We start from the raw sequence: 24,099 nt of genomic DNA on the forward strand, positions 1-24,099 counted from the left end.
AGCTCCTACAAAGCCCTATGCGCCTGAATATTCTGATCGTTGATGATGAAAAGAGTTTTGTGCGGTCGTTGACCTTTGCGCTGCAGGAAGCTGGTTACAGCGCCGACTCAGCTCACACGGGCGAAGATGCCCTGGCTGTGGTTGAACAGAATCTGCCTGACCTGATGTTACTGGACCTGCGGCTGCCGGGCATGAGTGGCATGGATACCCTGCACGAGGTCGCCCGCCTTTATCCGGATTTACCGGTGGTGATGATCTCGGCCCATGGTGATACCCGTGCGGCTGTGCAGGCTGTAAAGGCCGGTGCCACGGATTACCTGACCAAACCCTTTGCCCTGGATGAGCTACTCCACCTTATCGATTCGGTGACTGAGCGGACCCGGATGCGCGACGAGCTGACTTACCATCGCAGCCGGGCGGCTTCGTCATCCGGATTGATGGGCGACAGTGAGGCCATGCAGCAGCTCTGGCAGAAAGTGCAGCGAATTTCCGTGAGCAGCGCGGGCAGGATTCTCTTGCTGGGTGAGTCCGGAACCGGCAAGGCCCTGGTCGCCCGGGCCATTCACCAGCAGAGTAACCGGTCTGCCGGCGCCTTTGTGGAAATCAATTGCGCGGCCCTGCCGGAGCAGCTGATAGAGGCTGAACTGTTCGGCGCGGAGAAAGGCGCCTACACCGGAGCCGACCATAAACGCCTTGGTCTTGTTGCTCTGGCGCACAATGGCACCCTGTTTCTGGATGAAATTGGGGAGCTGCCTTTGGCGTTGCAGGCCAAGTTCCTGCACTTTCTTGAGAACGGTGATTACCGTCCTGTTGGGGGAGGCGCCAGTGCCACCGCGGATGTGCGGGTGATTGCGGCGACCAACCGATCGCTGGAGGCCGAGGTTCGCAACGGTCACTTTCGGGAGGACCTTTACTTCCGCCTGAACGTCATCGAACTGACCCTGCCACCCCTGCGGGAGCGGGACAACGATGTGCACAAACTGCTGGATATGTTCATTGAATCCCAGGCCAGGGAAGAGGGCTGCCGGCCGATCACCATGCTGCCGGAAACGCTGGCCTGCCTGAGTGCCTATACCTGGCCCGGTAATGTACGGGAACTTCGTAACCTGGTAGAACGCCTTACTATTCTTTACCCGGGTCAACTGATTCGTCCCCAGCAGTTGCCCGGCGAGTTTCTTGTTTCCCGCCCGGTAACCTCACCCGACCAGGCCTGCGTTGATGAGTCCCTTGATCATCACATGCAGCAGACCGAGCGCCAGCTTTTACTGAACGCCCTCGAGAAAACCGGTGGTCACAAGGGCAAGGCTGCCGAGCAGTTGGGTCTGTCACGGCACGCCTTCAAACGCCGTTTGCAGCGATTGGGGATGCGATAGGACAGGACCATTGGTTGAATTGTTGAGCGCAAAGCGCTCATTCTGGTGTGTGCTTATGAGCGCTTTGCGCTCAATCCTCGCTCTTATCTCCCATCTCGTCCTCATCAATAGCTCCCCAGACCGCACAGCAGACCAATGTCGCTGCATTGGCCCCAGTTTTGCTCAGTATCCGGTCAATGGGTTTACAACAATAATCTAGAACCATTCGCCGGACGTTAACCGGCTCGGGAGACTGATTTGCCGGGAGCCAACACCCGCCTGTATCAGACAGTACCGCTCACTAGGTCCAGGGTGTGGCCAGGCCAGCGGTTATGGCGCATCGCCGTTGCTGCGATGGCTTTAATGATGAGCTGCCCTATCTTTGCCGACGTCTCAAACCGGCAAGTGTCCCCGCCGGTGGGCAGGGTTGAACTGGGCACCGAGGCCACCCTTGCCGACGCCACCATCGCCTGCATGTACCCGATGACCGGCCGCTCGGCCAGCTATGGTCGGGACAGCATCGTCGCCATCAGGCTTGCACTTGAGGAACTGGCCTCGGACCCTGACGCTCCTCGCCTGCGGGTGATCGTGGACGATTCCCGCTCCAAAGCTTCCTTCGCTGTGCGAATGGCGGAAGATTTTATTCGGCTGGACAACGCCAACGTTCTCTGTGGCATGGTCAGCTCTGGCGTCGGCATGGCGGTCAGCCGCCTGGCTAAGCAGCGTCGAATCATCATGGTCGGAACCGATCACGCCTCGTCACGGGCCTCACTTGAGGAAGGCCACCGCTACTATTTCCGTGTCTCCAGTGATACCTGGTATTCCCACGCCGCCGGCGCCCGCTACCTGAAGGAGCTGCAGGACAAAAACGGCTGGCGGAAGCTGGCCTTCCTCGGGCCTGATTATGAATACGGCCGGGTCGCCTGGCGTGATCTCAGGCAGGCACTGAATCAGAGCGATACCCGTTACCAGGTGACCGGCACCTACTGGCCCAAACTGTATGAGCCGGACTACTCGCTTTATATCCAGTCGCTGCTGGAGTCGCCGCCCGATGTGCTGGTGGTATCGCTCTGGGGCGGCGATTTCATTGCCTTTATGGAACAGGCCCGCACCACGCAACTGTTCAGTCGCATGCGAGTGGCCAACTTTGATGCGGGTGGGGACTACGAAACCCTGGTGAGCCTGAAGGACGACCCGCCGCAAGGGCTTATTCTCTCTGCCCGTCATCACGTCAACTGGCCCGACACCGAGCGGAACCGGCAGTTTGTCACCCGCTTTCACGAGCTCTCCGGCCGTTATCCGAGTTACTCCGCCCAGGGCGCCTACGCAGGCATGATGACAATCGCCCGTGCAATCCGCATGGCCGGTGATGTGACCGATACCGATGCCATGATCGCGGCCCTCAAAGGGCTCAAGATTCCATTGCCCAAGGACCCTGAAGGCTATGTTTCCTATATCGATCCGGAGACCCACCAGATCGTGCAGGCCCAGGCGATAGGGACGCCGGTGGCCAACGATCACTACCCACCCGCCCGTGTCCTGTTGGGCAACTGGGTCGTCTACGACGCTGAATCCCTGAAACCGTCCCCCGCTTTGGTGAACAAGCGACGCGGTGAATCCGGTGGCTGACCCTGACAGGCAGTCGCCCAAACCCAAGAAGGCAAGACAAGAGCGCAACCTGAAGTACGACACAAAACAACAATCAAGGAGTGCCAAAATGAAAAATTCCAACCAACGTTCCCTCTGGCAGAAGACGCTTCTGAACACCGCAACCTCCGTGGCCGTTGCATCGGTCGGCGTCATGGGGATGGCGGCCAGCGCCCATGCAGAGGAATCCTTCAAGGTGGGGTTTGTGACCTTCCTGTCCGGTGGTGCCTCGGGCCCGTTCGGCGTACCGGCGGCCCAGGGCGCGGATATTGTCATCAAGGCCATCAACGAAGGCAGTCTGCCGGCCCCATACGACACCAAGGGTGTTAATGGTCTCACGCTGGAATCCGTGGTTGTCGACGAAGCGGGTGGCCCCACCAAGCAGGTTGAAGAGTACCGGAATCTGGTCCAGCGTCAGGACGTCAATGCCGTGATTGGCTATATCTCGTCCGGCGACTGCTTGGCGATTGGGCCGGTGGCGGAAGAGATGAAGATGTTCACCATCGCCTTCGACTGCGGCACATCCCGGCTGTTCCAGGAGATAGACAATCCCCAGTACATGTTCCGCACCGGTCTTGATGCGGTGGCGGATAACGTCGGCGCCGCAAGGTATCTCGCCGAGACCCATCCGGACGCTGAACGGATCGCCGGTATCCAGCAGAACTACGCCTGGGGTCAGGATTCCTGGCAGGACTTTACCCTTGCCCTGGAGCAGCTGATGCCTGAGGCAGAGATCGTCAACAACCAGATGCCGCAGCTGTTCCAGGGCAGCTACAGCACAGAGATTTCCGCACTCCAGACCCAGCGTCCGGACATTGTTCACTCCTCGATGTGGGGCGGGGACATGGAATCCTTCACTTCACAGGCGAATGCCCGTGGTCTGCTGGAACAGGCGACAGCGCTGCTGACCACCGGCGAGTCCGGTCTGCACCGCTTCGATGGTCAGGCGCCCAACGGCACCATTCTGGGTGGTCGCGGTCCCTTCGGTGGTTTCATGCCGGAGAACGATCTGAGCGAGTGGTTTACCAAAGCCTATGAAGAGGAGCACGGCACACCCCCAAGCTACCCGGCATCCAAGGCGGCCCAGGCTATTCTGGCTCTCAAGTACGCTGCCGACAACTCAGACGCCGAGGGCATCCCCAGCTCAGAGCAACTGGCCAAAGCACTGAAAGGCGCCGAATTCGAGTCTGTCAGTGGCACCGTGAAAATGGCTCTGGCCGATGGCCATCAGGCCATGCAGCCCATGCTGTACGGCGAATACCATTTCGAGGATGGCGAAGCGGAACTGCGCAACGTGAAATCCTACCCGGGCGAGTGTGTGTCAGCGCCGGATGGCTATGACGCCCAGCAATGGATCAAGGAAGGCTTCCCTGGAGTCGACTGCAACTGATCCATTGATCAACCACTGGCAGACCACGTGCTGCCAGTGGTTCGATAACAGGAGTACACACTGATGCTAACGGTCTGGGCAATTCTGATCGACGGTTTCATCTACGCCTCATGGTTGTTTCTGGTGGCGGCCGGTTTGACCGTCATCTACGGCGTTATGAGAATTCTGAACATGGCCCACGGCAGCCTCTATGCGCTCGGCGCCTATGCCTCGGCGTCGGCCTTGGGCTGGTACTACGCCGGGGGCGGCGACCAGCTGCTCGTCGCCTTTGCCATCATCGCGGCCTCAGCAGTGCTGATTGGCGCGCTGACCGGGCTGATCATAGAACGTGGCCTGCTGAGGCTCATGTACGGTCGCGATGAAGTCCTGATGCTGATCGTCACGTTTGCCGTTCTGTTGATTCTGCAGGACGCTGTAAAACTGATCTGGGGCACCACCCCTTACTCTGCCTATCAGCCTTATGTGGCCATGGGCCGCATCAACATCGATGTACTGACGGTATCGGGCTATGACCTGATGGTGCTCGGGGTATCGATAGTGATTGGCTTTGGGCTGTGGTTCTGGCTTGAGCGCACGAAGGTGGGCAAGATCCTGCGCTCCATCATCCATGACCGTGAAGTATCCGAAGCCATGGGTGTCAACGTGCGCCGGATGTTCACCATTACCTTCATGATCGGGGCAACACTGGGCGCCATCGCCGGTGGTATTACGGCCCCCATCATTTCCGTAGTACCGGGGCTCGGCATCGAGGTCATCGTCATGGCCTTTGCAGTGGTGGTGACCGGTGGCCTTGGCAGTATTACCGGTGCCGCTGTGGGTGCGATTATCGTCGGCCTGGCTCGGGCGGCATCCATCCACACCATGCCCGAGCTGGAGCTCTTCATCATCTATGCCGTCATGGCTGGAGTGTTGATCTTCCGACCCCATGGCCTCTTTGGCCAGGTGATTGCGAGGAAAATCTGATGATCCTGGAAAAAAGCGAAATCCCCCTGATCGGTGCCGCAGTGGCCATTGCCCTTGCGTCGCTGGTGGTTCCGAGCTGGCTTGTATTCACCACAACCCTGGCCATTTCCACCGCCCTTGTGGTGATGGGCGTGGTCATGCTGATGCGTGCGGGTCTGGTGTCATTCGGGCAGGGACTCTTCTATTGCCTCGGCGGATACGCGGTGGGCCTGGGTGGACGGTACCTGGGCATAACCGATGCACTGCTTCTGGTTGGTCTTGGGGTCGTCGTGACCGTTGGCCTGGCGATGGTCCTGGGTCTTCTCGTCACGCGCTATCGTGAAATATTCTTTGCCATGCTGTCACTGGCGTTTTCCATGATCCTTTATGGCGTCCTGGTGAAAAGTCACAACCTGGGCAGTACCGATGGCTTTGGTGTGGTGGACTGGACCATTCTCGGTTTCACCCCGGGTTCGGGTGAAAGCAGTACCCGTATTGCGCTACTGCTGGCACTTGTTCTGGCACTGGGGTTCGCGCTGTTTCTGAACCGTTATTTCAAGTCCAGCCTTGGCCTGGCCTGTGAAGCGATCCGGGAAAATGAAGTACGGGTGGAGTACATGGGCGTATCCCGCAAGCAGGTGCTCTATATCAACTATGTGATTGCAGCGGCCGTCGGTTCCGTGGGTGGCTCAATGACTGCGCTGGCGGCCGGCCACGTAGACCCGACCATGGCCTACTGGACCATATCAGGTGAATTCGTGTTCATTGCCATCCTCGGCGGGACCGGGCACATAGCGGCACCCTTTCTGGCCGCGATCATTTTCACCCTGGTACGAACCTATGCCGTCGAGCTGGCCCCCAATGCCTGGCAGATGATCCTGGGCATCGTACTGCTGCTGATCATCCTCTTCCTGCCCAAGGGAATCTGGAGCCTGTTTACCCGCAAGAAAGGGGTGGCCTCATGACCGTGATCCTGAAAACCACCGGGCTGTCCCGCTACTTCGGCGCAGTGACCGCTGCCGAAGACATCAATGTAACCATCACCGAAGGGGAGATTGTCGGCGTTATCGGGGCCAACGGCGCCGGCAAGACCACCTTCATCAACATGGTGACCGGTTACCTGCCGCCGTCCAGCGGCACCATAGATTTCGGCGGCAACGCGATCAAGGGACTGGGGCCCCGCAAGCTGATGAGAAAAGGGCTGACCCGGTCATTTCAGATTCCCCAGCTGTTCCTGGAAATGCCGGTGATCGACAACCTGGCCATCGCCCTGGCTGCCGCTGAAAACAAGCAGTTCCAGATGATCCGGCCGGTGAGGACACCGAAGCGTCTGGAGGCGGCAGAGGAGATTCTGGCTCAGATGAACATTTCCCAGTACCGTAACGAGATGGTCACGGCCATGCCGCAGGGGGCACGCAAACTGCTCGATATTGCCATTGCCATGCTGGGCAGCCCGCGCATGCTGCTACTGGACGAACCCACCAGCGGCGTCAGTATGGAGGAGAAATACGCCCTGATGGACACCGTCATGGAAGCCGTTCGCCAGAGGGGCCTGACCGTGCTGTTTGTCGAGCACGATATGGAAATTGTCCAGCGTTACGTAACCCGGGTGCTGGCCTTTGCCAGCGGTATTGTGATCAAGGATGGCCCGGTGGAGAAAGTGCTGGCGGACGAGAAGGTTCAGGAACTTGTGACCGGCAAACCGCAGGCGCCAAAAATCGAAGGAGACGCCCCCCATGAGTCTTGAAATTACCAACCTCGACGTCTCCATTGAGGGCATCAACATTCTCCGGGACGTTAATCTGAGTATTCCCGAAGGCCAGATGGCAGGGCTGATTGGCCACAACGGTGCCGGCAAGACTACGCTGATTCGGGCAATCATGGGCCTGTTACCTGCGAGCAGGGGCTCCATTACCTTCAAGGGTCAGGACATCAGCAAACTGCCGTCCCACCGGCGGGCCAATCTTCGCATCAGTTATATGCCGGAAGACCGCAGGCTGATACCGGACCTGACCGTGTCGGAAAACATGCTCATGCCGGCCTGGGCCAATAACATTAAAGATGGTGAGGAGCGTCTGAAATGGGTGTATTCGCTGATGCCTGAAATAGCGGACTTCGGCGAGCGCAAGGCCCTGCAGCTGTCCGGCGGCCAGCAGAAACTGGTAGCCCTGGGTCGGGCTCTGGTCCCGGGGCGGGAAATGATTCTGCTGGACGAGCCGTTCGAGGGAGTGGCACCGGTGTTGGCCCGGCGTCTGTCCGAGGTGATTGCGGACCTGCGCGCCGAAGGCCTCACGGTGCTTATCGCTGAGTCTGACGATAGTCACTCGGCTGATCTGGTGGATACCACCTGGCGCATCGAGCGGGGTTCCGTTACTGCTGGCCGCCGGGTGATGCCAGAATCCCCGGCCTGACCTCAGAACAGCGAGCAGCGAAAGCGAACAGCGAACAGCAACTGAATGAGGGAACAGTCATGAAAATCCGTGCAGCCGTATTGCAAGCGATCGGGGCGCAACGCCCGTACCAGGACACCAGACCCCTGGTTATCGAAGAACTGGAGCTTTCTCCCCCGGGCGACAACGAAGTGCTGGTTCAGATCAAGGCCGCGGGCCTGTGCCATTCCGACCTGTCTGTTATCGATGGCAACCGGCCCCGCCCGGTACCGATGGCGCTGGGACACGAAGCCGCGGGCGTCGTGAAGGAAGTGGGCAATGGCGTCCGCGACCTCAAGGTCGGGGATCACGTGGTTGCTGTATTCGTGCCCAGCTGTGGCCACTGCGCCCCCTGTGCGGAGGGCCGTCCGGCCCTGTGCGAGCCGGCGGCCAAAACCAACAATGCCGGTACCCTGGTTAGCGGAGAACACCGGCTGCACCGGGCCGATGGCACGCCGGTTAACCATCACCTGGGGGTGTCCGCCTTTGCGGATCATGCGGTGGTTTCACGGGACTCACTGGTCAAGGTGGACGCCGACCTGCCCCTGCACCATGCCGCCCTGTTCGGTTGTGCCGTGCTGACGGGGGTCGGTGCTGCAATCAATTCGGCTGACATCAAGGCGGGCCAGACCGTGGCTGTGGTTGGCCTTGGCGGCGTGGGCCTGAACAGTGTGCTGGGCGCCCTGGTAGCAGGCGCAGGCGCGGTCGTTGCCATTGATCTGGATGACAGCAAACTGGCGCTGGCCAAGGAACTCGGCGCAACCCACGCCTTCAATTCCGGCGAAGAGGGATGTGTGGACAGGATCAAGGCCCTGACCAATGGCGGCGTCGACTGTGCCATCGAAATGGCCGGCTCTGAAAAAGCCCTGGAATTCGCCTACCAGATCACGCGCCGTGGCGGGACTACGGTCACCGGTGGCCTTGCCCATCCGGAAAAGAAGGTATCGATACAGCAGGTGAGCCTGGTGGCGGAGGAACGCACCCTCAAGGGCAGTTATGTGGGCAGCTGCGTTCCGGTTCGCGACCTGGCCCGTTACGTCACCCTGTTCCGCCAGGGCAAACTGCCGGTGGACAAACTGCTCAGCGACACCCTGACCCTGGATGAAATCAACGAGGGTTTTGAGAAGCTGGCTTCCGGCAAGGCGGTTCGTCAGGTGGTGCTGTTTGACTAGGTCACGCCGGACTCAAATACAACTTACCCCTGAAGCCGAGGCATAGCATGTCCCTGAAACTGACAGAACCGGAGCTTCTTCGGGAATCCGCCTTCATCAACGGCCAGTGGGTGCAGGCCCGTTCCGGCGAGACCTTTGCTGTGGTCAATCCGGCCAATGGCGAGCGCCTTGCCAATGTTCCTGACATGGGGGCGGACGAAACCCGGCAGGCGATCGCAGATGCGGCAGCCGCCTGGCCGGCCTGGCGTTCAACCGTGGCGAAAGAGCGCGCCAATATTCTTCGCAGGTGGTTTGATCTGGTAATGGCGCACCAGGAGGATCTCGCCCGGTTGATGACCGCAGAGCAGGGTAAACCCCTGGCCGAATCCAGGGGCGAAGTTGCCTACGGTGGCAGTTTTATCGAATGGTTCGCCGAAGAAGCCAAGCGGGCCTACGGTGATGTCATTCCCGGCCATGGCAGGGACAAGCGCATAATCGTGATCAAGCAACCCATCGGTGTGGTGGCAGCCATTACGCCGTGGAATTTCCCGATCGCGATGATCACCCGCAAAGTGGCCCCGGCCCTCGCAGCAGGCTGCCCGGTAGTGGTCAAACCAGCTGAGGACACGCCCTTGTCGGCGCTTGCGATCACCTATCTGGCGGAGCAGGCAGGGGTTCCCGCTGGCCTAATCAATATTATTACAGCCAGCAAACGTCAGGCAGCAGCGGTGGGCGGTGAGCTTACCGCTAACCCGGTGGTGCGCAAGGTTTCCTTCACCGGCTCGACCCCGGTCGGTAAACTGCTGATGCGCCAGGCCAGTGATACCGTAAAAAAGGTCAGTCTGGAGCTGGGTGGCAACGCCCCGTTCATCGTCTTTGATGATGCCGACCTGGATGCTGCGGTTACCGGCCTGATGGCATCAAAGTATCGCAACACCGGCCAGACCTGCGTCTGTGCCAATCGTGTGTACGTCCAGTCCGGCGTGTACGACGCCTTTGTCGGGAAACTGAAAACCGCGGTCAGCAGGCTGGTTGTAGGCGCCGGTCTGGAAGGCGAAGCCCAGCAAGGCCCGCTGATCAATGGAGCAGCGCTGGAGAAGGTTCAGAGGCACATTGAAGACGCGACCTCCAAGGGTGCCCGCCTTGCCCTCGGTGGCAAGCCCCATGCCCTGGGCGGAACCTTCTTCGAGCCGACCATCCTGACCGATGCGACCCAGGACATGCTTGTCGCCAGGGAAGAAACCTTTGGTCCCGTGGCGCCGCTGTTCCGATTTGAGACCGACGACGAGGTCATTGCAATGGCCAATGATTCCGAGTTCGGGCTCGCGGCCTATTTCTACAGCAACGATATCAGGCGTATCTGGTACGTGGCGGAGGCCCTTGAGTCCGGGATGGTGGGCATTAACGAGGGCATTATTTCCACTGAAACCGCACCGTTCGGCGGCGTGAAGGAGAGCGGCCTGGGTCGCGAAGGCTCTCGCTACGGGCTGGACGAGTTCATGGAGTTGAAATACCTTTGCCTTGGTGGCATGCAATAGCCACAGGCGGTACTGTCTGGAACACCCGATTTTGATAATCGTAGCAAGCGGAGAGAAGTGTGCAGCGAGATGATTTTGCCATTCATTACCCGATCACCACCCGGTGGATGGATAATGATATCTACGGTCATGTGAATAACGTGACCTACTATTCCTACTTCGATACGACCATCAACCGCTACCTGATCGAGGTTGGCGGCCTGGATATCAATAATGCCCCGGTGGTCGGATTCGTGGTCAGCTCCAACTGCCAGTTCCGCAAACCTGTGGCCTATCCGGAGGCACTGGAAGCCGGGCTAAGAGTCATCAAGATCGGCAACAGTTCCGTGACCTATGAGCTCGGCCTGTTCAGCGAAGGTAACGTGGACCCGGTGGCGATTGGTCAGGTTGTCCATGTCTTTGTCGAGCGTGAGCAGAATCGTTCTGCTCCGATCCCGGAAACCATCCGGGCGGCGCTGGAACGTATCCGGGTTCCATAAACCACCTCAGTCGCGCCTGAGCATCAGACAGAAAAAAGCCCGGCTTAGCCGGGCTGGTTTGCAGCAGAACTGGCTCAAGCGTCAGAGATCGCCTGCCTGTTCCCTGGAAATTGCCCGGTAGGCAATGTCCTTTCGATAGAAAGAACCTTCCCAATGGATACCCCCGGCAACGCCATAGGCACGCTGCTGGGCTTCGGTTACGGTCCGGCCGAGGGCGGTGGCACAGAGTACCCGACCACCGTTAGTGAGTGCCTGCTCGCCCTGAAGCCGGGTGCCGGCATGGAATACTTTCTCACCTTCGGTTTCCTGTTCCGGTAGCCCTGAGATAACCGCCCCTTTACTGTAGTCGCCAGGGTAGCCACCAGCCGCAATCACCACCCCCACGGCAGCGCGGGGGTCCCAGCGGGATTCGCACTGGTCGAGCTTGCCGTCAATGGCGGCCAGGCAGAGCTCCACCAGGTCCGACTGCATCCGTAGCATGATCGGCTGGGTTTCCGGGTCACCAAAGCGACAATTGAACTCGATCACCTTGGGCGCACCGTCCGGGTCGATCATGAGCCCTGCGTACAGGAAACCGGTGTAGTCATGGCCTTCCTCCGCCATGCCTGTGACCGTGGGGTAGATCACCTCATCCATGATGCGCCGATGAACGGCATCGGTCACCACCGGAGCGGGGGAGTAGGCACCCATGCCGCCCGTGTTCGGACCCGTGTCACCGTCGCCGACGCGCTTGTGGTCCTGGGATGTGGCCATGGGCAAAACGTGTTTGCCGTCCACCATGACGATGAAGCTGGCCTCTTCGCCCTCCAGGAATTCCTCAATCACAACACGGCTGCCGGCATCGCCAAAGCTGTTTCCAGACAGCATGTCCCGGATGGCGTCTTCTGCTTCCGCGAGAGTCATGGCGACAATCACGCCCTTGCCCGCAGCCAGGCCGTCGGCTTTGACCACAATCGGGGCCCCTTGCTGACGCACGTAAGTCAGGGCCTGATCCACATCAGTAAAGTTGCCGTAGCCGGCGGTCGGAATATTCTGACGGGCCAGGAAGTCCTTGGTGAAGGCTTTCGAGCCTTCCAGCTGAGCAGCACCTTTCGAGGGGCCAAACACAGCCAGTCCGCGCGCCCGGAACAGGTCAACAATGCCTGCTACCAGGGGAGCCTCGGGACCAACGATGGTCAGCCCCACATCGTGGGAGGAGGCGAAGTCAGCAAGGCCCTCCAGATTCATCACATCAATGGCGACGTTCTCAAGCCCCGGTTCCAGGGCTGTGCCAGCATTACCCGGCGCCACGAAAACCCGGTCGGCAAGAGGTGACCGGGCCGCTTTCCAGGCCAGTGCATGCTCGCGACCGCCATTACCAATTACAAGAATGTTCATGATGGCTTTCCTGGTTAGGCTCAATGGCGGAAATGGCGCATGCCGGTGAAGACCATCGCTATGCCGTGTTCATTGGCAGCGTCGATGACTTCCTGGTCACGCATGGAACCGCCGGGCTGGATAACCGCCGTGATACCAGCGGCGGCCGCGGCGTCAATACCATCACGGAACGGGAAGAAGGCATCCGACGACATCACCGAGCCTTTGACCTCCAGGCCTTCGTCAGCAGCCTTGATGCCGGCGATCCGCGCGCTGTAGACTCGGCTCATCTGGCCGGCACCTATGCCGATGGTGCGGCCGGCCCGGGCATAGACGATGGCGTTGGACTTGACGTATTTGGCCACTTCCCAGGCAAACAGCAGGTCATTGAGTTCCGCTTCGGTTGGGTGGCGGTCGGTCACGACCTTGACGTCTGCCATGGCGACCATGCCCAGGTCCCGATCCTGGACCAGGAGCCCTCCGGTCACCCGCTTGAAGTCCATGGTGGGGGCTCGCTCACCATCGAATTGGCCACAGGCCAGGAGGCGTACGTTTTTCTTGGCCGCCACCAGCTCTGCAGCTTCAGGAGCAACAGAAGGCGCAATGATGACTTCCACAAACTGGCGGTCAACAATGGCCTTGGCGGTCCTTGCGTCCAGTTCCCGGTTGAAGGCAATGATGCCTCCGAAAGCCGAGGTAGGGTCAGTGGCAAACGCCAGATCATAGGCCTGGTGGATATCAGCACCGATGGCAACACCGCAGGGGTTGGCGTGTTTGACGATCACACAGGCGGGGTCGGCAAACGGCTTTACGCATTCCAGGGCCGCGTCGGTATCCGCCACGTTATTGTAGGACAGGGCTTTGCCCTGCAGTTGCCGGGCGGTGGCCACGCAGGCTTCACGCGGAGAGCGTTCGGCGTAGAAGGCGGCCCGCTGGTGGGGGTTCTCGCCGTAGCGCATGTCCTGCACTTTCACGAACTGGCTGTTGAAGGTGCGCGGGAAATCAGGATTGGCATTGTCCTGCGTACGTCCGCCAAGGTAATTGGCGATGGCACCGTCATAGCCGGCGGTGTGTTCAAAGGCTTTGACAGCCAGATCGAAGCGGGTCTGGTAGCTGATTCCGGTTTTATTGGCGGCGAGTTCTATCAGGACCCCGCCATAGTCCGAAGCATTGACCACGATAGCGACGTCGTTGTGGTTCTTGGCCGCAGCCCGGACCATGGTGGGACCACCAATGTCGATGTTTTCAATGGCGGTCGCCAGGTCACAGGCCGGGTCGGCGACAGCGGCTTCGAACGGGTAGAGGTTCACCACGACCATGTCGATGGGCGCAATCTGGTGTTCGGCCATGATCGCATCGTCCTTGCCCCGGCGCCCCAGAATGCCCCCGTGGATCTTGGGATGCAGGGTTTTGACCCGGCCATCCATCATCTCGGGAAACCCGGTGTGGTCGCTGACCTCGGTCACGGCTATGTCGCTTTCCTTCAGCAGGCGGAAGGTGCCCCCGGTGGAAAGAAGTTCAATGCCAAGCTGACTGAGCGCACGGGCGAAGTCGACGATGCCGGTCTTGTCCGAAACACTGATAAGAGCCCGACGAACGGGAGTGTTTGCCTGATTTGCCATGAGTCACTTTTCGCTGCATAGGAAACGAATGAAGGCCTCGCCAGATAATGTCCGGGAGGCCCTCCTGAAGCTTCGGGTTACCAGATTATAGCAAACCGTACTGTTTGAGTTTCTTGCGCAAAGTGCCCCGGTTAAGGCCCAGCATGGTGGATGCCTTGGTCTGGTTGTTGCGGGTGTATTTCATCACCTGCTCAAGCAGGGGGGCTTCCACCTCTGAGAGCACCAGTTGATAGACTTCCGTTACCGGGGCGCCATCAAGCTGGGTCAGGTAGTTCTTCAGGGCAACTTCGACGCTGTCCCGCAAAGTGACAGTGCTGCCGCTGCTGTTCACCGTCTGCAGTTGGTGAACGTCATCGTTTGCCGGTTGGGCCATGTTTTCGTTTGCCAGTGTCTCAGCCGTCATGCTGCGAATACCTCTCCATTTCGTAAGCCTGCAAAGTACTGTTGAATGCTCTTCTTTTGCTCCAGCGCGTGTTCGATGGCGTTGAAGCGTTTTCTGAACTCTCTGTCCTGATCGTGGCACTGGAGATACCAGCCCACGTGTTTTCTCGCGATACGGGCACCCATGTGCTCTCCATAGAAGCCGTGGAGAGCCTCCAGGTGCTCGTCAAGAATCTTTTCCACTTCGTCCAGCGACGGTGGCTCAAGCGTTCTGCCGGTTTCCAGAAAGTGCAGGATCTCCCGGAAGATCCAGGGACTGCCCTGGGCGGCACGACCAATGAGCAGACCGTCAGCCCCGGTATGGTCCAGCACATGGCGGGCCATTTGGGGCGAGTCAATATCGCCGTTGGCGAAAACAGGAATACTCACCCGCGATTTCACCTCGGCAATGGTGTCGTACTCTGCCTTGCCTTGATAGGCATCGGCCCGGGTGCGGCCATGAATGGCCAGGGCCTGGATGCCAGCGTCTTCAGCCATCCGTGCAATGGTAACGGCATTACGATTATCGTGATCCCAGCCGGTGCGCATTTTCAGGGTCACCGGCACATCCACTGCACGCACCACGGCCTCGAGTATGCTTTTGACCAGGGGCTCATCCTTCATCAGGGCCGAGCCGGCGGCCTTGTTGCAGACTTTTTTGGCAGGGCAGCCCATGTTGATGTCAATGATCTGGGCCCCATGCCGGGCGTTGGCACGGGCCGCATGGGCCAGCATGTCTGCATCACCGCCGGCAATCTGCACTGAGCGGGGTTCCGGCTCGCCTGTATGGTCCAGCCTGAGCTTTGATTTGCGGGTATGCCAGAGGCTGCTGTCCGCGGTCACCATTTCCGACACCGCAAGGCCTGCCCCCAGGCGCCGACACAGCAAGCGAAAAGGGCGGTCCGTAACCCCGGCCATGGGCGCGACGATTAACGGATTGGGGAGCGTGTAAGGCCCGATGTGTGCCGTAGGTACCATTGATTCCGTTCCGTGTTACAGCTGGTCGATAAATGATCACCAGATGACAAGGGGCGATAATGATACCGCCGGGGACCCCGGTAATGAAGAGCAAAGAGGATGAAAAAATTGATTATTTTTCGTGCTTGTTGGTTGACTTTTGCGCGAACGGAGGCCGCGCGGCAACCTCTCTTACCTGGGCCGGAAGCTGATATTGTAGTTGACCGCGTCGCGGCCGGGGTCTCGGATGTTGATGGCAATGCGTACCGGCGTATCCGGAGGCATGGCCTCCATATCCTGGGCATCACCGGCCAGATAGTCCTCGGGCGAAAAGACGCTTTGCGCAACCACATCCCCGTTAAGATTGGAAAAGGTCAGGCCAATCGCAGGGAAAGGCTGTTCAAAGGCCGCTTCGTTGACTATCACGGCGTCGACAATCAGTGCGTTGCGGTCTTCCGGGTCGGTCCTGACCACCAGCTTACGGCTCTGGATCTGGTCAATCGCTGACAGGGGTTCCAGCTCGCATCCCACCAGGTCACAGGCTTTTTCGTAGATGGGCCGGAGCTCGGGCTGTGCTGACAGGCGATCGAACTGGAAATAGCTCACCTGTGCGATCAGGGTCGCCAGCAACGCAAGAATCACCAGACTCCAGACTGTTTTGCGGAGCCATCCCCTCGACGGTGACTTGCCGACGGCAATGGGCTCGTAGCTCAGGTTCCGGTAGGTCTCTGCCGTCGCACGGGGCTCTGCTGCCAGGCTGGGTTCGCTGGCCGCATCCAGATCGGATCCAGGTTCCTCTGGCACGGGCTGGTCCGGATCAGGTGCCAGTTCAAATGCGGGCTTTTGGGGCTCCTGGGTGCCTGAACCCGGGAACTCCTCAGCCTGGTAACCAATTTGCCCAGGCTTGTCGGCCTGCGGCTCCAGGTCAGGCTCGTCAGCTGGTGATTCAGGCTCTTGCGGTTTATGTGGCGGAAACGATCTGCTCGGTGGTGACTCTTCGGAGAGAATGGCTTCCGCCCAGCTCTCGTCTATATTTTCGCTGTGATCATCGTCGTCGGGCGCGTCGAAGCCACTGGTCGTTTTCTCTTCGAAAGAGCGAAAACTGTCGCTCAGCTCGTCGTCGGAAAAGGTGGACTGATTACCTGCATAACTGCCCTCGGTGGCATCCTCGTCAGGGTTGTCCTGGAAGACAAAGTCCTCCTCCGTTGCGTCCGCTGAATCGGTTCCAATAGGAGATGCCGGAGCCGCTGCCGGCTTGCCGCCATCCTTTTCCTGGTGCTCGATGGCATTGAACACTTCCATGCAATTGCCGCATCGCACCTTGCCTTTGGCAATGCCTAGCTGCTCATTGGTTACCCGGAAACGGGTGGCGCAATGAGGGCAGCGGGTTAACAGGGTGCTTTCGGTCATCCGTAAATCCTGTGGAAGGGCAATGCCATGAGTCAGGGAGTTTAGTCGCTCAGGCTCTGTTCGTCATCTGTCTCTGCGTCGCCCTGTGAGGCGGACCCATTCTTCGCGCTGTTCCGGCTCATCCATGACAAACCAGGGCTCGTAGGCGGCCATGACTTCCCGGGCCTGATTCGACAGAATCCCTGACAGTACAAGGTCACCGCCCGGGAAGACCCGTGACGCCAGTTTGGGGGCCAGAGAAATCAATGGTTGGGCCAGAATATTGGCCAGCATGATATCAGCCTGTACCTCCGGTTCGTCGCCGGGCAGATAAAGTTCGAGCTGGTGCTCGGGCACGTTATTACGGCGAGCGTTTTCACGGCTGGCCTCCAGGGCCTGCGGGTCGGTGTCCACCCCTATGACATGGCGGGCGTTGAGCAACAAGGCCGCGAGGCCCAATATGCCTGAGCCACAACCGTAGTCGATTACCTGCCGGCCGGCGATCGGGTGGCCATCCAGCCACTCAAGGCAAAGGGCTGTGGTCGGGTGGGTGCCGGTGCCGAAAGCCAGGCCCGGATCGAGAAGTAAATTGGCGGCATCCGGATCGGGTGCGTCACTCCAGCTGGGGACGATCCAGAGCCGCTCCCCGAATTGCAGGGGCTTGAAGTCTTCCATCCAGGCCCGCTCCCAGTCCTTGTCTTCAACCAGGGTAACGTCGATGTCAGGCAGCGACTGCTGGGTCTGGCGGTGCCAGGCATCGCGGATTTCGCTGCACAACTGTGCAATGTCGCGGTCGGACTCGAACAGGCCCGTCACCCGGGTCTCATGCCACAGGGGCGTTGTGCCTGGATCCGGTTCGTAAAGGGGTTGGTCAGCGCCGTCTTCCATGGAGACTGCGTTGGCGCCCATCTCCATCAGAAGATCCTCGAGCTGATCGGCGTTGTCCGGATCAGCCGGGATCTGTAGTTGAATCCACGGCATTCATTGACCCCGTAAGAGCTTTTCCAGGTAGTGAATGGTGAAGTCTACCTGCTTGAAGCCACCGTCCCGAATCAGGTTGCGGTGCAGTGGCTGGTTGGTCTTGATGCCTTCAACAAGAAGCTCATCAAGGGCGTTTTTCATGCGCCGGCGGGCGATCTCCCGGTCGTCCCCCCAGGTGATCAGCTTGCCGATCAGGGAATCGTAGAACGGGGGCACGGTATAGCCGCTGTAGAGATGGGAATCAACGCGAACCCCATTGCCGCCCGGGGCGTGATAGTGCTTCACGGTGCCGGGGCTCGGAGCGAAGGTCTTGGGGTCTTCGGCGTTGATCCGGCACTCCATGGCGTGGCCGGAAATCTTGATATCCTCCTGGCTGTACTGAAGCGGCAGCCCACTGGCAATTCTCAGTTGCTCACGAACAATGTCGACGCCCGTCACCATTTCCGATACCGGGTGCTCTACCTGAACGCGGGTGTTCATCTCGATAAAATAGAAGTTGCCGTCCTGGTACAGAAACTCGAAAGTACCTGCGCCCACATAGCCGATCTCCTTGCAGGCATCGACACAGGCCTTGAGGGTTTTCGCCCGGGCGTCCGGATCAATGTTGGGCGCTGGCGCTTCTTCCAGGACTTTCTGGTGGCGACGCTGCATGGAGCAGTCGCGGTCGCCCAGGTGAATGCAGTTGCCGTGAGTGTCCGCAAGCACCTGGACTTCCACATGACGCGGCCGCTCCAGGTACTTTTCAAGATACACGGTTTCATCACCAAAGGCGGTACGGGCTTCGGTCTGGGTAATCTGGATGCTCTTGAGCAGTGCAGCCTCGGTGTGAACAACCTGCATACCACGACCGCCGCCACCGGACGCAGCCTTGATGATAACCGGGTAGCCGATGCGTCGGGCAACCTTGAGGGTGCGCTCGTCGTCATTGGTGACAGGACCATCTGATCCTGGCACGGTTGGAACCCCGGCCTTGATCATGGAATTGATGGCCGAGACCTTGTTGCCCATCAGGCGAATCACATCGGCAGGGGGGCCGATGAACCGGAAGCCGGATTTTTCCACCTGCTCGGCAAAATCGGCGTTCTCGGCAAGGAAACCGTAGCCCGGGTGGATGCCGACTGAGTCGGTCACTTCAGCCGCACTGATAATGGCAGGCACGTTCAGGTAGCTGTCGGTGGCGCTGTTGGGTCCTATACAGACGGATTCATCCGCAAGCCGTACATGCATCAGCTCCCGGTCGACCTGGGAATGGACCGCAACGGTACGAATGCCCAGTTCCTTGCAGGCTCGGAGTATCCGGAGTGCTATCTCACCCCGGTTGGCTATCAGCACTTTCTCGATCATGGCCATGGGTCAGTTACACTCAGGAGATGGTGAACAGGGGCTGGTCAAATTCGACCGGCTGGCCGTTTTCCACCAGAATTTCAGTGACGGTGCCGCTCTTGTCGGCCTCAATCTGATTCATCATCTTCATGGCTTCGATGATACAGATAACGTCGCCGGCCTTGATGCTCTGGCCTACTTCCACAAAGGCCTTGGCGGTTGGCGAGGGCGCCTCGTAAAAGGTCCCGACCATGGGCGACTTGACCACGTGGCCCTTGGGTCCTTCCGGCGCTGCGGGCTCTGCCGGCGGCGCTGACGGAGCCTGGGCTGGCTGGGGTTGCTGCTGGGGCGCGTAGTGGGACATCATCATGCCCCCGGAAGGCTGCTCGCGACGGCGTGAAATACGTACCGAGTCGTCCCCCTCCCGAATTTCGAGTTCCTCTACATCGGATTCCTCGATCAATTCGATCAGCTTCTTTATTTTACGAATGTCCATAATTCAGTCCCGTTGGTCTCTTATCGTTGTATGCGTTTTAGCGCAGCCTGCAGGGCCAGGTCGTAGCCGAAGCTGCCGAGGCCGCAGATAACGCCATCGGCGATATCAGAAAAATAGGAGTGGCGCCTGAAGGCTTCACGTGCATGCACGTTCGACAGATGCACCTCTATAAACCCGATGCCCGAAGCCAGAAGGGCATCCCTGAGCGCTACACTGGTATGCGTGAAAGCCGCCGGGTTTATTACAATGTAGTCGACACCTTCGGCTCGCGCATCGTGGAGCCGGTCGATCAGTTCATATTCGGCATTGGACTGCAAAAACAGCAGGTGGTGGCCCTGGTCGGCGGCTTGCTTCTGCAACCGGTCATTGATGTCTGCCAGAGTTTCATGACCGTACACCTCGGGCTCCCGGACGCCGAGCATGTTCAGGTTGGGGCCATGCAGAACCAGAATCGTGGCCATGCTAACTTTCTGCCTTGGTGTGATTTAAACAGGATCGCCGAAATTAACGACATTTTCCAGTCATGGTGCGTGCTTATGCGTTTCGGTTCAACACTTTTTGACACAAGAGCGAGCACACACCGCACCGGCAACCATTGTCGGGATGGAGGCCGGCCGAGTCCATAAGACGTTGGTTTCATAACATCTCGTGGTTCGGCCCGGGTGGGGGAAATCGGGGGATGAAGCGGGACTCTAGTCTTCGGCGGCAATCACACAGTTCCGGCCCTGGGCCTTGGCGTTGTATAGCGCACGGTCTGCCCGTTCGCACAGGGCCTGGGAGCTGTCGTCCTGCCAGCAGGCGACACCGCTGCTGAAGGTCACGTTGAATTCGCGGTCACCTGCAGGCTGCAGCAATTCTGAAAAGCGCTCGCGGATTTCGTTCAGCACACTGCGGGCGTCGCTCTCCCGGGTGTCGGGCAGAATAATGGCGAATTCCTCGCCACCATAACGACCTATGTGGTCCGTCTTGCGCAGACGCTGCTTGAGGAACATGGACAGGCTGCGAAGAACCCGGTCGCCAATAGGGTGCCCGAAGGTATCGTTGACTTTCTTGAAATAATCGATGTCCAGCATCGCGAAGCACAGGGAGTGCCCCTTCTGCCGTGCCTTGACGATTTCCTGGTCGAGCAGGTAAAGCGTATGGGTGTGGTTGTACAGGCCTGTCAGGCTGTCCCGGATCATCAGCGCCAGCAGCGAACGGGCGCGGCGGCCCCGGTTGTGGATGGTGGCAATCAGATGTTTCGGATCAATGGGCTTGGTCAGGAAGTCGTCGCCGCCCAGGCTCATGGCGTGTAGCTGCTTGCTGACATCATCTTCTGCGGACAGATAGATGATCGGTACACTATGGAACCGGTCCTGTTGTCGGATCACCCGGGCGATTTCCATGCCTGTGCAGCCTGGCATGTACATATCAAGAATAATGATTTCCGGGGCAAACGATTCCAGCGCAGTGATGATCTGCATCGGGTCAGTGATGATATGGGCAGTCATGCCGGCCTTTTTCAGCACCGTTTCCATGAACTTGGCCTGGGCCCGCGAATCGTCCAGCACCAGGACCCGGTAGGGCTCGACCGTATTGCCATGGGTGTAGGTTTCGATTTTCTCGATCAGCTGGCCCGGGTCCACCGCCGGGTAGAAGAACTCCTCGCCGCCGCAGCGGGAGGCCCGCAGCCTGGTCTGGATGGTGCCGTCCTCATCACTCATGAAGACTATGGGAATGGGGGTGTCATGGCGTCCCTGAAGCTTTTCCACCGTGGCAATGCCGGCGTTGGCCGTGCCGCCGAAATTAACATCCATGAGGATGGTTTCCGGCTTGTGCAGAGCACAGGCTTCCACCAGGCTTTCCTGGGTGTCAAAGGCAGATGCTCTGAACCCGAAAAATTCCAGTTGCTTGATCAGCCGGGACGCCATTTCCATATTGCTAATGGCAACATAGACGGGTGTACGGCGGAACGTGCGGGGCGAGCCGGTCTCGTCCTGGTCAGCCCGGCGTTGGGTGCTCTGGTTGAGAGCGTCCATGGCGGCCTGGAGTTCGTCCATGAGCGTAGGCTCAAGCGAGGTGTCTGCAGACCATCTCACCAGAAGTTCGACCAGGCGCTGCCCGGCAATGGCGTGCTTTTCCATTTCAAAGCGTTGGGCATACCGCACCAGCTTTTCGGCCGCTGCGCTGAGGTCATTGCGGAATGCAGGTGCGCCGTCAGGATGGGCCCGCATTTTCTGCCATGTGTCCAGTACGACCCTGGCCTGGGTAGTGACGCGACGGGCGAAATGCAGCCTCAGTTTCTCTTTCTGGTTTTCGTCGTTCATTGGGCTCCGCCGTGTTTTCTTCTCGTTATCACACTAGTTCGTTTACAGAGTCTATAGTGTTTAAAGTTGTCGACGTAGGTGACGCCGTGTAAATGTTTGTCAACTCTGCCTGGGTTTCGGCGCAGGCAAGATTCCCAAGAAGCGCGACGGACGTTTCGTTACATTAGCCATAGACACTACCTACAGGATGAGGCAAGGCAGGGATGCGATTCAGCCATAACCAGAAGCCCGGAAAAAAACTGACACTGCAGACACTGTTACTGTCGTACACCGGCGGGTTGATCCTGCTGCTCCTGCTGGTGAGTGTCACCATCAGCTTCGATCGGTTCCGGGACTATATCGCCGACCAGCTCCAGGGTCATGCCCAGGATGCAGCAACTGCGGTCGGGTTATCACTTTCCAACGCCATCGACGGGCGCGATCCCATCGCCTCGGCGACTCTGATCGATGCCACATTCGACAGCGGCCGCTACCTCAGCATTCAGTACCACAATATAGACGGCGAACTGGTAGTCGAGCGCACCGCAGGACTGGACGACTTTGCCGTGCCAGACTGGTTCATCTCCGTTGTCCAGCTGCCCACTCCGGTGGGGGGGGCCGAAGTTGTTCGCGGCTGGCAGCGCCTGGGAGCGGTAACCGTCGTAAGCCACCCCGGCCGTGCCTATCGGGATCTGTGGCGCGTTGCCTGGCTTTTTCTTGTCACCTCAGCCGTCGTAGGCGGTCTTGCCCTGGCGATTCTTTACTGGGTGCTGATGCGCATGCTGCGACCCCTCAGGGCCATTGAGGTGCAGGCCGAAGCCATCGGCCACCGGGACTTCAGCCGGCGGCTGGAGTCGGCGCCTTCCAGGGACCTGGACCGGGTCACCCTCGCCATGAATCAGATGGCAGATGACCTGGAGGAGCTGTTTGAAGGCCAGTCCCGGCTGGTCCAGCACTTGCGTAAGATCAACAGTGAAGATCCGGTCACCGGCCTGATGGGCCGTCAGGCATTTGACCAGCGCCTCAAGGTGGAGGTGGAAGCAGAGGAAACCGCCGGGGCCGGCGTTATTGCCCTGTTGCAACTGGCCAACTTCGGGCAGGTCAACCGTACACACGGACGGGCCCAGTCAGACCAGCTTCTGCTTAGGCTCGGGGCGGAACTGAAAAACTTTGTACTGGAACATAACCGGGCGTTTGCCGCACGCCGCACAGGGGCCGAGTTTGCGGTATTCATGCCAGGCGCGGCACTGACAGACGGACTCTACTGGTGCCGGCAACTGATGACGGAGCTCGATGGTATCTATGCTGACTTTGCAGCGCCGGTTGAAGTGGCTGTCCACTGCGGCGTAGCGCGTATCGACCTGGAGATGTCGGCTCGGGATGGCCTGGCTGTAGTTGATCAGGCCCTGAGACAGGCCCAGACATCGGACCACAGCAACTGTCAGCAGGCAGATCAGACCATGACCGGTTATCCCGGCGAATCCTGGCGCCTGCTGATCAGCGAAGCGCTGGATCAGGATGGCCTACAGCTGATGCGACAGCCGGTCTATGGTCCTGACGGGGCGACCCCCAGGGCCGGTCAGATATTCTGCCGGTTGCGACTGGAAAATGAGTGGGTCCGAGGCGCCGTGTTTGCACCTATGGCCGAGCGGTTCGGACTTATGGCCCGGCTTGACCTGATGGTGGTCGAACGTACCCTGGCGCGGTTGGCTGAAGATCAGAACGAGGTGCTGATGATCAGCCTGGGCAACACCTCGGTCGCAGACGCGGACTTCCAGTCAGCGCTGCTGGCCCGGCTGGAGGATGCGGCCCAGGCCAGGCTCCGGCTGCAAGTAGGGATCCAGGAGCATGCTGTCCATCACCACTGGAACCAGGTCTCGACACTGGTCAGGCGCCTCAGGGATCTGTCCGTTGGGGTTATTGTCGACGGCTTTGGTGCAGGCGGAGTGCCCTTTAGCTATCTGCGACAGCTGCCTTTACAGGCGCTGAGGATCGATCAGAGTTTCGTCAGGGACATAGCCTATCAGGAAGATAACCGCTTTTACTTGGAGTCGGTCGTGCTGATTGCCCACAGTCGGGGGATCAAGGTCTACGTTACCGGAGTTGAAACAGCGACCGACTGGGGGGTTCTGCAGGCCCTGAACATCGATAGAGCGGCAGGCTTCCATCTGGGGCGGCCGGTCCCGATTGAAGCGGGCCCCGATCTGGCCTGAACCAGTACCTTGCAGTTGCCGTATGATTACGGCATCGTTAAACGCTATTCGTAGCGCATGACGCGGGCAGGCCCGAATTATTCATTGCATCCGATTGCCATGCCAATGGGCGCTCCCTGGGTGGCCATG

General features: G+C 59.3%; 21 protein-coding genes. 11 read left to right on the forward strand and 10 right to left on the reverse strand.

Annotation, left to right across the window (positions count from 1 at the left end):
* The first annotated feature begins 17 nt into the window (after nt 1-17).
* The 10 genes from G7W63_RS10935 (at nt 18) to G7W63_RS10980 (ending at nt 10,928) form a co-directional block, all read left to right on the forward strand.
* Entirely contained in the window at nt 18-1,373 is a 1,356-nt protein-coding gene (locus G7W63_RS10935; protein WP_166257405.1) for a sigma-54-dependent transcriptional regulator, read from the forward strand.
* Between the two features lie 342 nt (nt 1,374-1,715).
* Nucleotides 1,716-2,981, forward strand: coding sequence for an ABC transporter substrate-binding protein (locus G7W63_RS10940; RefSeq protein ID WP_207308934.1), 1,266 nt, complete (start codon nt 1,716-1,718; stop codon nt 2,979-2,981).
* Between the two features lie 88 nt (nt 2,982-3,069).
* Nucleotides 3,070-4,389, forward strand: coding sequence for an ABC transporter substrate-binding protein (locus tag G7W63_RS10945; protein ID WP_166257408.1), 1,320 nt, complete (start codon nt 3,070-3,072; stop codon nt 4,387-4,389).
* A 63-nt stretch (nt 4,390-4,452) separates the two neighbouring features.
* Nucleotides 4,453-5,352, forward strand: coding sequence for a branched-chain amino acid ABC transporter permease (locus G7W63_RS10950; RefSeq protein WP_166257411.1), 900 nt, complete (start codon nt 4,453-4,455; stop codon nt 5,350-5,352).
* On the forward strand, nt 5,352-6,296 hold the full coding sequence (locus G7W63_RS10955; RefSeq protein ID WP_166257414.1) for a branched-chain amino acid ABC transporter permease: 945 nt from the start codon (nt 5,352-5,354) through the stop codon (nt 6,294-6,296). Before G7W63_RS10950 ends, G7W63_RS10955 begins: the two co-directional genes overlap by 1 nt.
* Entirely contained in the window at nt 6,293-7,078 is a 786-nt protein-coding gene (locus G7W63_RS10960) for an ABC transporter ATP-binding protein (protein ID WP_166257417.1), read from the forward strand. The genes G7W63_RS10955 and G7W63_RS10960 overlap by 4 nt, the downstream gene beginning before the upstream one ends.
* Complete coding sequence (locus G7W63_RS10965; protein ID WP_166257420.1) at nt 7,068-7,742, forward strand: ABC transporter ATP-binding protein; 675 nt, start codon at nt 7,068-7,070, stop codon at nt 7,740-7,742. The genes G7W63_RS10960 and G7W63_RS10965 overlap by 11 nt, the downstream gene beginning before the upstream one ends.
* Before the next feature lie 59 nt (nt 7,743-7,801).
* Complete coding sequence (locus tag G7W63_RS10970; protein WP_166257423.1) at nt 7,802-8,932, forward strand: zinc-dependent alcohol dehydrogenase family protein; 1,131 nt, start codon at nt 7,802-7,804, stop codon at nt 8,930-8,932.
* 53 nt (nt 8,933-8,985) lie between these two features.
* The gene (locus tag G7W63_RS10975) at nt 8,986-10,449 is read left to right on the forward strand and encodes an NAD-dependent succinate-semialdehyde dehydrogenase (RefSeq protein ID WP_278185422.1); all 1,464 of its coding nucleotides are present in this window, start codon (nt 8,986-8,988) and stop codon (nt 10,447-10,449) included.
* Nucleotides 10,450-10,508: 59 nt separating this feature from the next.
* Nucleotides 10,509-10,928, forward strand: a complete 420-nt coding sequence (locus G7W63_RS10980; RefSeq protein WP_341273681.1) for an acyl-CoA thioesterase — start codon at nt 10,509-10,511, stop codon at nt 10,926-10,928.
* 81 nt (nt 10,929-11,009) lie between these two features.
* On the opposite strand, the gene purD is transcribed toward G7W63_RS10980, so the two are convergent.
* The 10 genes from purD to G7W63_RS11030 all read right to left on the reverse strand — a co-directional run bounded on the left by purD (nt 11,010) and on the right by G7W63_RS11030 (nt 21,778).
* Nucleotides 11,010-12,305, reverse strand: a complete 1,296-nt coding sequence (gene purD / locus G7W63_RS10985; RefSeq protein ID WP_166257429.1) for a phosphoribosylamine--glycine ligase — start codon at nt 12,303-12,305, stop codon at nt 11,010-11,012.
* A 20-nt stretch (nt 12,306-12,325) separates the two neighbouring features.
* Complete coding sequence (purH, locus tag G7W63_RS10990) at nt 12,326-13,906, reverse strand: bifunctional phosphoribosylaminoimidazolecarboxamide formyltransferase/IMP cyclohydrolase (protein ID WP_166257431.1); 1,581 nt, start codon at nt 13,904-13,906, stop codon at nt 12,326-12,328.
* Nucleotides 13,907-13,991: 85 nt separating this feature from the next.
* Nucleotides 13,992-14,279: a DNA-binding transcriptional regulator Fis gene (gene fis / locus G7W63_RS10995; protein ID WP_423202289.1), complete on the reverse strand. Its 288-nt coding sequence runs from the start codon at nt 14,277-14,279 to the stop codon at nt 13,992-13,994.
* Between the two features lie 26 nt (nt 14,280-14,305).
* Nucleotides 14,306-15,304 (reverse strand): tRNA dihydrouridine synthase DusB, encoded by a 999-nt coding sequence (gene dusB / locus G7W63_RS11000; RefSeq protein WP_166257437.1) that lies wholly within the window; start codon nt 15,302-15,304, stop codon nt 14,306-14,308.
* A gap of 171 nt (nt 15,305-15,475) precedes the next feature.
* The gene (locus G7W63_RS11005; RefSeq protein ID WP_166257440.1) at nt 15,476-16,693 is read right to left on the reverse strand and encodes a DUF3426 domain-containing protein; all 1,218 of its coding nucleotides are present in this window, start codon (nt 16,691-16,693) and stop codon (nt 15,476-15,478) included.
* A gap of 63 nt (nt 16,694-16,756) precedes the next feature.
* Complete coding sequence (gene prmA, locus G7W63_RS11010; RefSeq protein WP_166257443.1) at nt 16,757-17,653, reverse strand: 50S ribosomal protein L11 methyltransferase; 897 nt, start codon at nt 17,651-17,653, stop codon at nt 16,757-16,759.
* Complete coding sequence (gene accC, locus G7W63_RS11015; RefSeq protein ID WP_166257446.1) at nt 17,654-19,003, reverse strand: acetyl-CoA carboxylase biotin carboxylase subunit; 1,350 nt, start codon at nt 19,001-19,003, stop codon at nt 17,654-17,656.
* Between the two features lie 13 nt (nt 19,004-19,016).
* Nucleotides 19,017-19,472 carry an acetyl-CoA carboxylase biotin carboxyl carrier protein gene (gene accB, locus G7W63_RS11020; RefSeq protein ID WP_166257448.1) on the reverse strand — a complete coding sequence of 152 codons (456 nt, stop codon included), beginning with the start codon at nt 19,470-19,472 and terminating at the stop codon, nt 19,017-19,019.
* A 20-nt stretch (nt 19,473-19,492) separates the two neighbouring features.
* Nucleotides 19,493-19,933 (reverse strand): type II 3-dehydroquinate dehydratase, encoded by a 441-nt coding sequence (gene aroQ, locus G7W63_RS11025; protein WP_166257450.1) that lies wholly within the window; start codon nt 19,931-19,933, stop codon nt 19,493-19,495.
* A gap of 231 nt (nt 19,934-20,164) precedes the next feature.
* Nucleotides 20,165-21,778 (reverse strand): diguanylate cyclase, encoded by a 1,614-nt coding sequence (locus G7W63_RS11030; protein ID WP_166257453.1) that lies wholly within the window; start codon nt 21,776-21,778, stop codon nt 20,165-20,167.
* Nucleotides 21,779-21,981: 203 nt separating this feature from the next.
* On the opposite strand from G7W63_RS11030, the gene G7W63_RS11035 reads away from it, so the two are divergent.
* The gene (locus G7W63_RS11035) at nt 21,982-23,970 is read left to right on the forward strand and encodes a bifunctional diguanylate cyclase/phosphodiesterase (RefSeq protein WP_166257456.1); all 1,989 of its coding nucleotides are present in this window, start codon (nt 21,982-21,984) and stop codon (nt 23,968-23,970) included.
* Nucleotides 23,971-24,099: the final 129 nt, after the last annotated feature.

It is taken from the genome of Marinobacter salicampi (assembly GCF_011074795.1).
Lineage (GTDB): Bacteria > Pseudomonadota > Gammaproteobacteria > Pseudomonadales > Oleiphilaceae > Marinobacter > Marinobacter salicampi.